The sequence below is a fragment of the Celeribacter marinus genome (assembly GCF_001308265.1).
Taxonomy (GTDB): domain Bacteria; phylum Pseudomonadota; class Alphaproteobacteria; order Rhodobacterales; family Rhodobacteraceae; genus Celeribacter; species Celeribacter marinus.
Genome location: NZ_CP012023.1, coordinates 2975946 through 2987595, shown reverse-complemented (window position 1 = coordinate 2987595; position 11650 = coordinate 2975946). Strand labels below are relative to the sequence as shown.

Here is an 11650-nt window from a genome sequence, read left to right as displayed (position 1 = left end):
GCGCGTCCCGACACTTTTTTGAAAATGATGACGAATGCCCCTTGCACCCTCTCGCCGCACTCGGTAAATCGCCCCTTGAGCGCACCCGTAGCTCAGCTGGATAGAGTACCTGACTACGAATCAGGGGGTCAGAGGTTCGAATCCTCTCGGGTGCACCACTTCCATCACACATTGAATGTACCGAACAATAAAACGTTCGTCTGTTATGACGATGCGACGATTTCGCTCACAGTGTTCAAGATCGCATTTGTGGAATGGCTCGTGATGTGCATCGTTTTTTCAGTGACTTCGACAGTCTATTTATAGCTATCCCTGCGGTCGCTGAAATAGCGTACGCGTTTTCGCCACGTTTGGTAGCTGCCCCGTTTTAGGGTTTTACGCATCAACACCTTAACGTCTTTTTCCCGGATGCCATACTCGGCCTGAATGGTGGCAAAGCTGACATGATCGGACAGTGCCATCTGCACGATGTCGCTAATCTGCTCGGGTGGGAATTGCGGTGCTTTGCTCATGGCGGTCAATTAGCGGGGGGTTTAGCCAAGTCAAGGTCGCGTAGAATTTGTGGGATCTTCTTTTTCAGTTTGAAAAATCCTGCCGTTGCATGCGGCCACGTTAGGCCATCAAAACGGCGTTGCCCTTGGGAGAGGGTGATACCCTCTTTGCGCAGTGTGCTCTGCGCTGTTGCAAGGGCGCTGGCCACGGGGCCAACTGGGGCCCATGCCGTCACCACTTGCGCAGTGCCTGCGCGGTTTGCGGCCTCCGCAATTTGTCCCGCCCAGTCGTGTGTCGCTACGATGTCTGCACTTGCCTGCTCCACGGCCCCGCGTGAAAAATCGGCAGACATGCCGGTGTCGGGATGTACAATGCCAAGCAAACCACGCGGGTCACCTGTCATAAAGGTGCGGGGCGTACAGTCCTCTTTTGTGATCACGAGTAGGGCGTCATCAAGCGGCATTCGAGGGGGGGTAGCAAGCGGGACTAGCGGGTGCTCAAACGGCTCGACCAGTGGCTCCGCCGTGAGGGCCAACTGTCCAACTGGATTAAATCGTCCGTCGGTAAAGCGCGCGATGTTCTCGGCACTTGCTAGATAGGTTTTACCTTTTGTGTGCAGTCCGCCGACCCACCGCCAACTGAGCGTATTTGATGCGGGGTCTGCGTCTAAGAGGTGGGTCAAAAAGAAGTCTGCACCCAATTCCCACGGCAACCTGAGTGTGAAGATCCAGATGGAGGCGAACCACATCCGCGCGTGGTTATGAAGATACCCCGTTGTCACCAATTCGTCACGCCAGTGGTCAAAGCATGCGATGCCTGTGCGGCCACAAATTGCATCTGCATACAGTGTCCCAACAGCATCGTGCGCGCGATCAACCCCCGCCAAATAGTGGTCCCAAATGCTTGGCCGATGTTGTAGCGCGCCCTTAAAGTACCCGCGCCAAAACACTTCTTGTACAAAGCTGGTCATCTGGGTCAGGTCATGTGTTTTCGCAATGCGCGTCAGCACCTGTTCTTCGGTGATTAGCCGGTGCCTGATCCATGGGGACAACTGAGAGACGTTGCTGTGGTCCTTGGCCCCCAAGTCAAAATTGCGCCGCTGGCCGTAGTGGGCGGCACCACCTGCGTTAAAGGCGTCCAGTTGCGCCAAGCCTGCGGCCCGTGTCGGTGTGAACCTCATCGCGCCACTCCATTCCAATGATTATGTGGGCTACCCGATAGGCAATGGCGCATCAGTTGTGCCCCGCATTCATGCGACGTTCAAACCAACGCACGCCAGCAGACACAATAAGGATGAGAACAAGGTATTCCAGAACCAGAATTGTATAGATTTCAAGGGGGCGATATTCCGACACGACAAGTTCGTTGGCTTTGCGTGTGAGTTCCTGAAGCCCGATCACCGAAACAAGCGATGACATTTTGAGCATATAGACCAGTTGGTTGCCCAAGGCGGGCAGGATGCGCCGGATTGCTTGCGGCAAAATGATGTAGCGCATGGTGTCGCGGTAGTTCAGCGAAATCGACTTGGCCGCCTCGTATTGCCCGCGCGCGATGGATTGAATGCCGGCGCGGAAAATCTCGGCTTGGAACGCGCTATCGCTCAGGGCCAGAGCAAACACGCCCGCCCAAAAGACGTTCAGTTTGATACCTGAAAGCGCGGGAAGGCCGTAGTAGACCCAAAGGATCAAAACGAGGATCGGCACGGCGCGTACGATTTCGACGTAGGTGCGGTTAAACATGCGCCAACCGCGTTTTTGCGATAGTCCGGGAAGGGCGACCAACAGGCCGACAATGATAGAAATCAGGATTGCGGTGACCGACATCACAATGGTGTAGTATGCACCACTCGCCATGAATTTTAGATTGTTCCAACCCGATGGGGTTGTCGGGTCGACCACATACCATCCCCAGTTTCCTGAGCAGCCAGCAAGCAAAAATAAAAGGGGGGTGAGGATGACAATTTTTTTCATGGCCATGCCTCTAGTGGTTCAGAATTTGATTGATGAAGCGAGCAAACCGTTTTGATTTTGGCGCGGCAAAGACGTCTTCGGGTGCGCCGATCTCGACGATCTCGCCCTTGTCCATGAACACCATCCGGTCTGCAACGCGCCGCGCAAATCCCATCTCATGTGTAACGACAATCATGGTCATGCCCGATTGCGCCAATTCGGTCATGACCTCTAGAACCTCTGCGATCATTTCAGGATCGAGGGCCGATGTCGGCTCGTCGAACAACAAGATGCGCGGCTCCATACACAGCGAACGCGCGATGGCCACCCGCTGTTGTTGTCCGCCTGACAATTGCGAGGGGAATTTATCGGCTTGGTCGGGGATTTGCACCCGCTCGAGATACCGCATTGCGCGCTCCTGTGCCTGTGCTTGGGTTAGTCCCAAAACGCGGCGAGGGCCAATGCATAGGTTTTCCAAAACGGTCAGATGCGGAAACAGATTGAATTGCTGAAACACCATTCCCACGGCGCCCCGTATTTTTTCCAAGTCGGCGGGGACATCTGTGAGCCGCGTGCCATCAACCAAAATCTCGCCCGCCTCGTGCGCCTCAAGGCGATTGATGCAGCGGATCAGCGTCGATTTACCCGAACCGGATGGGCCGCAAACCACGACACGTTCCCCCAAAGCCACATCCAAAGACACATTTTTGAGAGCCTGGAAGTCACCAAAAAACTTGGATACGTTTTGGATTGATATAATGGGCACTGCGGCGGCGCTCCTGTTGGGCTTGCGGAGGTCATGATATGTTGCGGATTTTCATTTTTTCAAACTATTTGTATTTCCAAATCGCCTGAGCATCCTATGTCTAACGAATGTGAGAAAAGGGAAACCCATGAAATTCTTTAAAGTAGCCGCCACTGCGGTCATCCTTGCGACCTCTGCGGTGCAGGCAAATGCGCAATCTGCGCTGAACGAAATCTTATCCGATGGCGTGTTGAAAGTTGGCACAACGGGCGACTGGAATCCGATGACGATGCGTGACATCACGACGAATTCCTACGAGGGATATGACATTGATGTCATGACGGCACTCGCCACGGATCTCGGCGTCGAGATCGAGTTTGTCCCAACCGATTGGAAGACACTCGTTGCAGGTGTGACATCTGGTCAGTATCACATCACGGGATCTGCTTCCGTGTCACCAGCCCGCGCCAAGGCCGCCGGTTATTCAGACAGCTATTTCTCTCTTGTGACAGTTCCTTTGACGCTCAAGGAAAATGCCGAACGGTTTGCCAATTGGGACGATTTGAACGTTGAAGGTGTCTCTGTCGCGGCCACGCTTGGCACGACACAAGAAACGCAAGTGAAACAGTATTTCCCTGCAGCAACCCACCGCATCGTCGAGGCGCCTGCGCGCGATTTCCAAGAGGTGTTGTCTGGCCGTGCGGATGCCAGCATTACCTCCAACATCGAGGCTGCAACGCTTGTCGAGCAATATGATAACCTGATGATTATTCCCGTTGATGCCGGTCGTTCGCCAACGCCGGTTGCGATGTTGCTGCCGCAGGCGGATCAGGTTTGGATCAACTACGTCAACACATGGATCGGGCTAAAGCAAGAGCAGGGATTCTTTGATGCGCTGGGCGTCAAATGGGGTTTGAACGCTGAGTAACGCGTTGCAACTATAGCGACAATGGGCCGGCCTTGCGGGGTTGGCCCTTTTTATGTCTGACGCGGAAAGGCTCGACATGCTGACAATTTACTCGGTTCCGGTTGCGGTTTACTGCGCGAAATTGCGCATCATGTTGCGCCACAAATCCATACCGTTTGAACAATTGCCTCCGCCCGGTGGCTACGGGTCCGACGAATATCGCGCGATTGTGCCGTCTGGCAATTTGCCCGCAATGATCCATGACGGGTTCATGTTGTCAGATTCCGAAGCAATCGCGGAGTATCTCGAAGAGGCATTCCCCGAGGTGCCGATGCTCCCCAACGGTGTGAAATTGCGTGCAAAAGCACGTGAGTTTAGCCGATCGCACGACACACGGTTGGAGCCTGCCGTGCGCGCGATTTATCCTCAGGTCGCTTACGCGACACGTAATAGCGATGCCGTGCAAGCGGGTGGTGCGTTGATTTCAAAACATCTGTCGTCACTTGCGTTACTACTCAACGCAAACCCGTTGGACACTGATAAATTGTGGCTATGTGATTGCGGATTTGCCGTAACGTTTGCATGGATCAAGGCGTTCCAAGATGCGATGTCCCTGCCTGTTGTATGGCCTGCAATTGTAACCGAGTACGATGCGCGCCTTCAGGGGTTCAAGGTGGTTGCCGATGAGTTGGCGGCCTATCGCCCTGCAATGGATGCCTATCTCGAAAAGGCCAAGCCGTCTTAGGGCGTTCGCAACGTCCATCCGGAGAAAACCGAAATCACACTAAAAGCCCGCAACGGTAAGGTGATCGCGGCGTTTGAGGAAACGCTTTTGCCTAACGCGACCGCGTGGGACAGCATTGCCAAAGAGGCGGCACGTGATCCCAATGCCCTGCGCCAATTGCCGGACTCTGCGTTGCGCGGGTTCGATTTGTTTTCAGGCAAGGCGCGGTGTTCAAGCTGTCATTCGGGGCCGTTTTTGACCGATGGCGATTTTCACAATACGGGCATGCCAGAGCGGGACGGGGCCACAATTGATATGGGGCGTCAGGCCGTGGTCGCCCAGCTTAAGTATCGCGAGTTTAGTTGTTTGAGCATCTACTCGGATGCTCCAAATGGCGAATGTCCCAAAGTAGAGTATTTGTCACTGGCTATGGAGCGCGCACTCGGGACGTTCAAAACGCCGTCCTTGCGCGGTGTAACGCAGCGCACAGTGTTTGGGCATTCTGGGCAGTTTACGACACTTGAGGACATGCTCAACCACTACAATGACGCCCCACAAGGCGCGCATGGTCGATTGGTTGGTCAATCGACGCTGAGCGAATTGGTGCCGCTCGGTCTATCGCCCGCTGACCTCAGTGATTTGCGGGCGTTTCTTGACCTTTTGTGACGTCAAAATGTGACGATCGGGATGTAGTGAAAAGTAGGGGAGGTGTTCGCAAAGGAGCGAAATCACTACCAGACAGCGAGCCTAAATTTTAGGGGACGGTAAGTTTGGTTTGGTGGAGCCTAGCGGGATCGAACCGCTGACCTCCTGCATGCCATGCAGGCGCTCTCCCAGCTGAGCTAAGGCCCCAAAACCAATGGGTGGCTACCGGTATGGTCGCCGTGCGGGGGGCGTTGTCCGCCCGCCCGCGCTATCTATTTTGACTCGCAAATGAGTGCAAGAGCAAAAATTGCAGATCCGACTTAATCGTCGTCGTCTGCCGCAACATCTGCGATTTCGTCGAGCGACACGTTGTCGTCCTCGTCGTCATCCAGCAGATCATCGTCGAGATCGATGTCGTCATCGTCGTCAACCAAGAGATCATCTTCGTCGTCTTCGATGTCTTCGGGTGCGGGTTTCGCTTTTTCGACGGCAACATGTGTTTTGTTGTTGGCGTCAAACGTCACGGTTTCACCCGTGTAAGGCGACACGATCGGGTCTTTGTTCAGGTCGTAAAACCGTTTACCCGTGGTTGGGCAGACGCGCTTTACACCCCATTCCTCGTTGGGCATTGCAATCCCTTTCGTAAATTCATGTCCATTATTGGAGATTTCACGGGCCATGCCATATCACGGGCAGGGTGTCAAAGGCTTTTGGGTTGATTTTGTATGAACGTGGTGGCTCTAACGGGCGGCGCGCGCTATATCTGCCCATCTTTGGGCGCTTAATTTTGGACGAAATATGACTGAGTTCATTTTGGAGGGGGAGACGCCCGTGCGGGTGTCCTTGCGCCGTTCAGCGCAGGCGCGCAGGTTGTCGCTGCGGGTGTCGCGTCTGGATGGGCGTGTGACGTTGACCATGCCGCGTCATGTCCCCGAGCGCGAGGCCGTGGCGTTTGTGCGCGAAAAGGAAGTCTGGGTACGGCGGCAGCTGGATCGTCAGGTTGCCGTGCGTCGCCCTGCCTTTGGGGTCACGATTCCGGTTTTGGGCGCGCCATTGGAAATCATCCAAGGCGCAGGGCGTGGTGCGCGGATGGAGGCGGGATGCCTTGTGGTTCCGGGCGGTGAAGACATGCTGATGGCGCGGATCACGGCCTATCTCAAACTACAGGCCCGGACCCGTCTGCGACAGGCATCGGACAGTTATGCCGCGGCGCTCGGTGTCTCGTTTGGCAAGATCACGTTACGTGATACGCGGTCGCGGTGGGGATCGTGCACCTCTGACGGCAATCTGATGTACTCATGGCGGCTTGTTATGGCCCCTGAGGCCGTGTTGGACTATGTGGCGGCCCATGAGGTGGCTCACCTACTGGAAATGAACCACAGCCCCGCATATTGGGCGCATGTGGCGCGTGTGTGCCCACAGTATCGCCAGCATCGCGATTGGTTGCGTGTTTACGGCCAAGAATTGCATGCATGGGACTTCTCACATTGACCGCCTTCGCCTTTGTGAACACAGTGCGCTCATGATTACACCTGTACCCCGCCCATCCGACACGATCACAGCCGCCCATGACCGCGTTTACCGCGCGCTGCGGACCAAGATCATGTATGGCGAATTTAAACCTGGAGCGGCGTTGACGCTGCGCGGGATCGGGAAAATGTACGATGTCTCCATGACACCCGCACGCGAAGCGGTTCGGCGCTTGGTGGCCGATGGTGGTTTGCAACTGTCTGCGTCTGGGCGCGTGACGACACCGGCTCTTACGAACGAACGGATTGAGGAGCTGGCTTCTATCAGGGCCTTGATCGAGCCGGAGCTTGCATCTCGTGCGCTGCCGCGCGCCCATATGGCGCTGATTGAGCGGCTACAAAGCGCCAATGCGGTGATTGCCGAAGCCGTGGCCAAGCACGATGACGTGGGCTACCTGCGCGCCAATCTCGATTTTCATCGCACACTATATTTGCGCGCACAGGCCCCCGCGATGCTAGCGCTGACCGAAACGGTTTGGCTACAACTCGGGCCGACCATGCGTGCCCTTTATGCGCGGCTCAATCGCACGGAAGTGCCCCATAATCATCGCCTGATCGTAGCGGCGCTCAAGGCAGGTGATGAGCCTGGTTTGCGGTTGGCTGTACGATCGGACGTCACGCAAGGTCTGCGGATGCTGACCGTTTAAGGAGAGGCCAATTGCCCCAACACCGCTTTTTAGAGATGACTGAACTGATGACGCCTGATTTGGCAAATTTCTCAGGAAAGGTGCATGGTGGCGCGCTTTTGAAGTTGCTTGATCTGGTGGCGTTCTCCTGTGCCTCGCGGTTTTCGAGCCAGTACGCCGTGACGCTGTCCGTGGATCAAGTCGTGTTCAAAGAGCCTATTCATGTCGGTGAATTGGTACATTTTCGCGCGTCTGTGAACTATGTCGGGCGCACGTCGATGGAGATCGGGATACGCGTTGAGGCGGAAGATATCCGAAGCCAAACGGTGCGCCATACCAATTCATGTTACTTTACGATGGTGGCCGTGGATGACAACGGGGTGTCTGTTGTCGCGCCGCAGTTTCAACCTGAAACGCCATTGGATCGCAAGCGATGGCGCGCCGCCGAAATGCGTAAAACGCTTCGTCGTGAACACGCGGACCGGATGAAAGAAATTTCCCAAGCCGGATGATTCTACAAAAACGGGCGACCAGTTGGCCGCCCGTTTTATTTTATATCTGAATGACTTACGCGTGAATGGCGCCGTCACCACAAGCCAAAGCGGCCTCACGGACTGCCTCGGAAAAGGTCGGGTGGGCGTGGCAGGTGAGCGCGATGTCTTGGGCCGAGCCGCCGTATTCCATCGTCACGCAGACCTCGTGGATCAGATCGCCTGCTCCCGGTCCGATGATGTGACAGCCCAGAACGCGGTCGGTTTCTTTGTCCACGATCATCTTTACGAACCCGTCACCTTGCTGCACGGCTTTGGCGCGGGCGTTGGCCATAAAGGAGAATTTCCCGACCTTGTAGGCGCGGCCTTCGTCCTTGAGCTGTTGTTCGGTTTTGCCAACGGATGCGACCTCGGGGGTGGTGTAGATCACGCCGGGGATCACATCGTAGTTGACGTGGCCGTGGTTGCCCGCAAGCACGTCTGCGACTGCCATGCCCTCGTCTTCGGCTTTGTGGGCCAACATTGGTCCCGTGATGGCGTCGCCGATGGCATAAATGCCTTTGACGGAGGTGGCCCAATGGGCATCGGTTTTGATCTGACCGCGCTCGGTCATCTCGATGCCGAGGTCCGCCAAACCAAGCCCGTCTGTGTAGGGTTTGCGGCCTGTTGCGACCAGAACCACGTCCGCATCTACGGTGTGTTCAGAGTCGTCTTTGCGCAGTTTATAGGTTACTTTGGCTTTGGTTTTGGACGCGTCGACGGATTGAACGGCTGCGCCGAGTGTGAACTTAAGTCCTTGTTTGGCAAGAATTTTTTGGAAGTTGCGCTGGACTTCGGCGTCCATGCCGGGGGTGATGGCGTCGAGGAACTCAACAACCGTCACGTCGGAGCCGAGACGGGCGTAGACGGAGCCAAGCTCCAGACCGATGACGCCCGCGCCGATCACGACCATTTTCTTTGGCACTTTGGGCAGGTCGAGCGCGCCGGTGCTATCGACCACCACGCCGCCATCATTATCGACCTCAACACCCGGAAGGGATGTGGGGACGGAGCCGGATGCGATGACGATGTTCTTGGCCTCGTGGACCTCATCGCCGACCTTGACCTGACCCGCAGCGGGGATCGTGGCCCAACCTTTGAGCCAATCTATCTTGTTCTTTTTAAACAGGAATTCAATGCCGCCAGTGTTCTGGCCAATTGTCTCTTCCTTGAACTTTTTCATCTGTGGCCAGTCAACCGAGGGGGACTTGCCCTTTAGGCCCATCTTGGCAAAATTGTGCTCGGCTTCGTGCAGCATATGCGAGGCATGCAGCAAGGCTTTGGACGGGATACAGCCCACGTTGAGGCAGGTGCCGCCAAGGGTTTCGCGGCCCTCGACCACGGCAGTTTTGAGGCCCAATTGAGCGCAGCGAATGGCGGAGACATAGCCGCCGGGGCCTGCACCGATGATGATTACGTCGTAGGAAGCCATGTGCTGTTCTCCTTGGATTTTTGCTGTTTTGTCCGCATCGGTTTCCCGTCTGCTTTTCGTCGGACTTTCGTATGTCATCTATTTTTGTCAGGTATTGGGGCGCTGACGGATTGTGCGGGCGCGGATCATATGAGGGCCGCGAGATAAAGTGTGGCGGTGGCGGCCATCGCCACGAGCCAGATATAGCTGCGCCACGGTTGCCACCCGAACGCATAGGCGGGGACATAAGCGATGCGCGCGACAAGATAGACCCAAGCGGCGACTGTCGTCACGCCGCTGATCTGTCCCGTGACATGGATGGCCAACACAATGGCGGCAAAGAACGGAAACATCTGAACATGATTGTCATAGGCACGCAACATCCGCGCGGTGGTCAAACGCATCTCACGGCTCGGCGCACGGTCGCGCGCAGATGTGGTGTAGCCCTGCCCAAGATCGACATTGGCCATGTAAGAGGCCACGGCGAACTGCGCGATGTGCATGAGGCCAACGATGGCGAGGGGGATGAGGTCTGGGGTCATTTTATGGTTTTCGCAATGAGTTGGGCGGGCCAGAGGCCCGCCCATAGTATTACTACAAATCCATCAGCAAACGACGTGGATCTTCGAGCGCTTCTTTGACGCGGACGAGGAAGGTTACGGCGCCTTTGCCGTCGACGATGCGGTGGTCGTAGGACAGGGCGAGGTACATCATCGGGCGGATGACGACTTGGCCGTTGATCGCCATCGGGCGGTCCTGAATTTTGTGCATGCCGAGGATGCCCGACTGTGGCGGGTTGAGGATGGGCGAGGACATCAGCGAGCCGTAGACACCACCGTTGGAGATGGTGAAGGTGCCGCCCTGCATTTCGGCCATCGACAGTTTGCCGTCACGGGCGCGTGCGCCTTTTTCCGCGATGGCTTTCTCGATGTCGGCAAATGACATTGCGTCCGCATCACGGATCACGGGGACCACGAGACCCTGAGGCGTGCCAGCGGCGATGCCCATGTGGACGAAGTTTTTGTAGACCACATCGGTGCCGTCAATCTCGGCGTTCACTTCGGGGACTTCGTTCAGCGCGTGCACGCAGGCCTTTGTGAAGAAGGACATGAAGCCCAGTTTGACGCCGTGCTTTTTCAAGAACAGGTCTTTGTATTCGTTGCGCAGCGCCATCACCTCGGTCATGTCGACCTCGTTGTAGGTGGTGAGCATCGCGGCGGTGTTCTGGCTCTCTTTGAGGCGGCGCGCGATGGTTTGGCGCAGCTTGGTCATTTTCACGCGCTCTTCGCGGGACGCATCATCGGCCGCAGAGGGCGCGCGTGGTGCTGCGGGTGCAGCAGGTTTTGCGGCAGGGGCGTTGATTGCGTTCATCACGTCTTCTTTCATGATGCGGCCATCTTTGCCTGTACCTGTAACGGATGCGGCATCGATGCCTTTTTCGGCCATGAGTTTATTGGCGGAGGGCGCGTTTTCGATATCTTTGCCGCCTGTGGAGACAGGTGCAGCCGCTGCGGCCGCTGCGGGAGCGGCGACTACGGCGCCAGAACCGGAGGAAATCACGGCCAGTTTGGCGGAGGCGTCCACTGTGTCACCCTCGTTGGCTACGATCGCGGTGATGACACCGGCCGCAGGGGATGGAACCTCGACCGACACTTTGTCAGTTTCAAGTTCGCACAGCATTTCGTCCTGAGCCACGGTGTCGCCTACGGATTTGAACCATGTGGAGACTGTGGCCTCGGTGACGGATTCGCCAAGGGTCGGGACCATCACGTCGATGCTTTCACCAGCTGATGAGGCCGCAGGGGCAGCCGGAGTATCGGCGGCTTTGGCGGCCGGTGCGGGGGCCGCACCCTCGCCTGCGGAGAGGGTCGCGAGCAGGGCGTCAACGCCAACGGTGTCGCCCTCGGCGGCGATGATTTCGCCTAATGTGCCTGCGGCGGGGGAGGGCACTTCGACGGTGACTTTGTCTGTTTCAAGCTCACAGAGCATTTCATCAACGGCAACGGCATCGCCCGGCTTTTTGAACCATGTGGCAACGGTGGCCTCGGTGACGCTTTCGCCAAGGGTCGGGACGCGAATTTCTACGGACATC

14 protein-coding genes and 2 tRNA genes are annotated in these 11650 nt (G+C 56.5%); 7 read left to right on the top strand and 9 right to left on the bottom strand.

The genetic code is table 11. From position 1 onward, the window contains the following. Nucleotides 1-81 precede the first annotated feature (81 nt). Nucleotides 82-158 (top strand) — tRNA-Arg (locus IMCC12053_RS14870). A gap of 138 nt (nucleotides 159-296) precedes the next feature. Here IMCC12053_RS14870 and IMCC12053_RS14865 read toward each other — a convergent pair. Genes IMCC12053_RS14865 through IMCC12053_RS14850 form a run of 4 tightly spaced genes read right to left on the bottom strand, consistent with a single transcriptional unit; the run spans nucleotide 297 to nucleotide 3207 of the window. Further along, nucleotides 297-512: a DUF2805 domain-containing protein gene (locus IMCC12053_RS14865; RefSeq protein ID WP_062220403.1), complete on the bottom strand. Its 216-nt coding sequence runs from the start codon at nucleotides 510-512 to the stop codon at nucleotides 297-299. A gap of 5 nt (nucleotides 513-517) precedes the next feature. Beyond that, nucleotides 518-1672: an FAD-binding domain-containing protein gene (locus tag IMCC12053_RS14860; protein WP_062220401.1), complete on the bottom strand. Its 1155-nt coding sequence runs from the start codon at nucleotides 1670-1672 to the stop codon at nucleotides 518-520. A gap of 52 nt (nucleotides 1673-1724) precedes the next feature. Then, the gene (locus tag IMCC12053_RS14855; protein ID WP_062220399.1) at nucleotides 1725-2462 is read right to left on the bottom strand and encodes an amino acid ABC transporter permease; all 738 of its coding nucleotides are present in this window, start codon (nucleotides 2460-2462) and stop codon (nucleotides 1725-1727) included. A 10-nt stretch (nucleotides 2463-2472) separates the two neighbouring features. Continuing rightward, on the bottom strand, nucleotides 2473-3207 hold the full coding sequence (locus tag IMCC12053_RS14850; protein WP_062220397.1) for an amino acid ABC transporter ATP-binding protein: 735 nt from the start codon (nucleotides 3205-3207) through the stop codon (nucleotides 2473-2475). A gap of 127 nt (nucleotides 3208-3334) precedes the next feature. On the opposite strand from IMCC12053_RS14850, the gene IMCC12053_RS14845 reads away from it, so the two are divergent. From IMCC12053_RS14845 to IMCC12053_RS14835, 3 genes are all read left to right on the top strand, one after another. Beyond that, nucleotides 3335-4114, top strand: coding sequence for a transporter substrate-binding domain-containing protein (locus IMCC12053_RS14845; RefSeq protein WP_062220395.1), 780 nt, complete (start codon nucleotides 3335-3337; stop codon nucleotides 4112-4114). A 76-nt stretch (nucleotides 4115-4190) separates the two neighbouring features. Then, the gene (locus tag IMCC12053_RS14840; RefSeq protein ID WP_062221402.1) at nucleotides 4191-4838 is read left to right on the top strand and encodes a glutathione S-transferase family protein; all 648 of its coding nucleotides are present in this window, start codon (nucleotides 4191-4193) and stop codon (nucleotides 4836-4838) included. Between the two features lie 87 nt (nucleotides 4839-4925). Then, complete coding sequence (locus IMCC12053_RS14835) at nucleotides 4926-5483, top strand: cytochrome-c peroxidase (protein ID WP_143090009.1); 558 nt, start codon at nucleotides 4926-4928, stop codon at nucleotides 5481-5483. 110 nt (nucleotides 5484-5593) lie between these two features. Here the strand turns inward: IMCC12053_RS14835 and IMCC12053_RS14830 are convergent. After that, nucleotides 5594-5669: transfer RNA gene (locus IMCC12053_RS14830), tRNA-Ala, on the bottom strand. A 113-nt stretch (nucleotides 5670-5782) separates the two neighbouring features. After that, entirely contained in the window at nucleotides 5783-6091 is a 309-nt protein-coding gene (locus IMCC12053_RS14825; protein ID WP_062221399.1) for a TIGR02300 family protein, read from the bottom strand. Between the two features lie 169 nt (nucleotides 6092-6260). On the opposite strand from IMCC12053_RS14825, the gene IMCC12053_RS14820 reads away from it, so the two are divergent. The 3 genes from IMCC12053_RS14820 to IMCC12053_RS14810 are packed head-to-tail and all read left to right on the top strand — an operon-like array spanning nucleotide 6261 to nucleotide 8129. Beyond that, nucleotides 6261-6953: a M48 family metallopeptidase gene (locus IMCC12053_RS14820; protein ID WP_062220391.1), complete on the top strand. Its 693-nt coding sequence runs from the start codon at nucleotides 6261-6263 to the stop codon at nucleotides 6951-6953. 31 nt (nucleotides 6954-6984) lie between these two features. Next, nucleotides 6985-7638, top strand: a complete 654-nt coding sequence (locus tag IMCC12053_RS14815) for a GntR family transcriptional regulator (RefSeq protein WP_062220389.1) — start codon at nucleotides 6985-6987, stop codon at nucleotides 7636-7638. 35 nt (nucleotides 7639-7673) lie between these two features. Beyond that, entirely contained in the window at nucleotides 7674-8129 is a 456-nt protein-coding gene (locus tag IMCC12053_RS14810) for an acyl-CoA thioesterase (RefSeq protein WP_062220387.1), read from the top strand. Between the two features lie 55 nt (nucleotides 8130-8184). Here IMCC12053_RS14810 and lpdA read toward each other — a convergent pair whose 3' ends face one another. The 3 genes from lpdA to odhB all read right to left on the bottom strand — a co-directional run bounded on the left by lpdA (nucleotide 8185) and on the right by odhB (nucleotide 11649). Continuing rightward, nucleotides 8185-9579: a dihydrolipoyl dehydrogenase gene (gene lpdA, locus IMCC12053_RS14805; RefSeq protein ID WP_062220384.1), complete on the bottom strand. Its 1395-nt coding sequence runs from the start codon at nucleotides 9577-9579 to the stop codon at nucleotides 8185-8187. Nucleotides 9580-9704: 125 nt separating this feature from the next. Further along, nucleotides 9705-10100, bottom strand: coding sequence for an MAPEG family protein (locus IMCC12053_RS14800; RefSeq protein WP_062220382.1), 396 nt, complete (start codon nucleotides 10098-10100; stop codon nucleotides 9705-9707). A gap of 52 nt (nucleotides 10101-10152) precedes the next feature. Next, on the bottom strand, nucleotides 10153-11649 hold the full coding sequence (gene odhB, locus IMCC12053_RS14795) for a 2-oxoglutarate dehydrogenase complex dihydrolipoyllysine-residue succinyltransferase (protein WP_062220380.1): 1497 nt from the start codon (nucleotides 11647-11649) through the stop codon (nucleotides 10153-10155). Nucleotide 11650: the final 1 nt, after the last annotated feature.

Bases quoted from the DNA above. Each gene is read 5' to 3' on its own strand.
- lpdA (WP_062220384.1), bottom strand. From the start codon at position 9,579: ATGGCTTCCTACGACGTAATCATCATCGGTGCAGGCCCCGGCGGCTAT.
- IMCC12053_RS14865 (WP_062220403.1), bottom strand. From the start codon at position 512: ATGAGCAAAGCACCGCAATTCCCACCCGAGCAGATTAGCGACATCGTG.
- IMCC12053_RS14855 (WP_062220399.1), bottom strand. From the start codon at position 2,462: ATGAAAAAAATTGTCATCCTCACCCCCCTTTTATTTTTGCTTGCTGGC.
- IMCC12053_RS14820 (WP_062220391.1), top strand. From the start codon at position 6,261: ATGACTGAGTTCATTTTGGAGGGGGAGACGCCCGTGCGGGTGTCCTTG.
- IMCC12053_RS14825 (WP_062221399.1), bottom strand. From the start codon at position 6,091: ATGCCCAACGAGGAATGGGGTGTAAAGCGCGTCTGCCCAACCACGGGT.
- IMCC12053_RS14810 (WP_062220387.1), top strand. From the start codon at position 7,674: ATGACTGAACTGATGACGCCTGATTTGGCAAATTTCTCAGGAAAGGTG.
- IMCC12053_RS14860 (WP_062220401.1), bottom strand. From the start codon at position 1,672: ATGAGGTTCACACCGACACGGGCCGCAGGCTTGGCGCAACTGGACGCC.
- odhB (WP_062220380.1), bottom strand. From the start codon at position 11,649: ATGTCCGTAGAAATTCGCGTCCCGACCCTTGGCGAAAGCGTCACCGAG.
- IMCC12053_RS14800 (WP_062220382.1), bottom strand. From the start codon at position 10,100: ATGACCCCAGACCTCATCCCCCTCGCCATCGTTGGCCTCATGCACATC.
- IMCC12053_RS14840 (WP_062221402.1), top strand. From the start codon at position 4,191: ATGCTGACAATTTACTCGGTTCCGGTTGCGGTTTACTGCGCGAAATTG.
- IMCC12053_RS14845 (WP_062220395.1), top strand. From the start codon at position 3,335: ATGAAATTCTTTAAAGTAGCCGCCACTGCGGTCATCCTTGCGACCTCT.
- IMCC12053_RS14815 (WP_062220389.1), top strand. From the start codon at position 6,985: ATGATTACACCTGTACCCCGCCCATCCGACACGATCACAGCCGCCCAT.